The organism is Arthrobacter sp. B2060, assembly GCF_059090445.1.
In genome coordinates, this window is record NZ_JBNHFR010000037.1 from 1 (window position 1) to 384 (window position 384).

At 68.8% G+C, this 384-nt stretch carries 1 protein-coding gene; it reads right to left on the reverse strand.

What is annotated here, in order from left to right; translation table 11 throughout:
- The coding region (locus tag AC5RUM_RS21505) for an aminotransferase class III-fold pyridoxal phosphate-dependent enzyme (protein ID WP_494036853.1) at positions 1-384 on the reverse strand (384 nt) is incomplete at both ends.

Genomic DNA, 384 nt, shown 5'->3' on the forward strand with positions numbered 1-384 from the left:
CGCCGGTGCGGCCGAAGCCGGGCTGGACTTCATCGGCGATGTACAGGCCGCCGGCGGCGTGAACTTCTTCGATGATCGGGCGCAGGAAGCCTGCCGGTCCGGCGAAGACGCCGTCGGAGGAGAAGATGCTGTCGGCGATGAAGGCCGCCACTCCGACGCCGTGGCGGTGGAGGTCGGCGATGGCGGCACGGACCTGGTTGCGCAGGTGATCCTGCAGGGACGCTTGATCCGATGAGTACCGCAGGGCGTCGGGGGCGTCGATGACCCGCACGTTCGGCCCCAGGGGAACACCGACGCCCAGTGACGGCGAGAAGGACGCTACTTCGGTGGTCAGGCCGTGGTAGGCGCCGGAGGTGACGATGATGCCCTGGTTTCCGGTGGCGT